The following is a 477-nucleotide window of genomic DNA, read 5'->3' on the forward strand; positions in this document are numbered from 1 at the left end:
CATGTGAGAGTCCTCGTTTCTTTTTGATGAACCTAGTATAAAATCCCTTCCTAAAACATAGCTTATATTTTCCTTAGAAAAAACTAAAAGTAACTTGTGACTCAATGAAAACGAAAGAGCAAACTAGAAAGCTAGTCACAGCTTTCTCAAAGCACTGCTTTCAGTTTACCAGATAGACTAAGACCTCGTTTGAAGTGGTGTTTAAGTTTATACATTCAGTAAATCAAATGAACATAAGCACTTTTCTAAATCCCTTACCTGCGAATCCCATACAAAAAGAGCGTTTCCGCTCTTTTACTTAGTATTTAGGAGAAGGTGTTTGTTCCTGTTGAAACGTTTTTTGGTAATTTACTTTAATTGTCATTGTCATGTGAGAGTCCTCGTTTCTTTTTGATGACTCTAGTATAGGTAATAACCCTAAAAGCAAACTTAAGATTTTCTTAGAGAAAGCTTATACTCAATGAAAATCAAAGAGCA

It is taken from the genome of Streptococcus sp. HMSC074B11 (genome assembly GCF_001808705.1).
In the GTDB taxonomy this organism is placed as follows: Bacteria; Bacillota; Bacilli; order Lactobacillales; family Streptococcaceae; genus Streptococcus.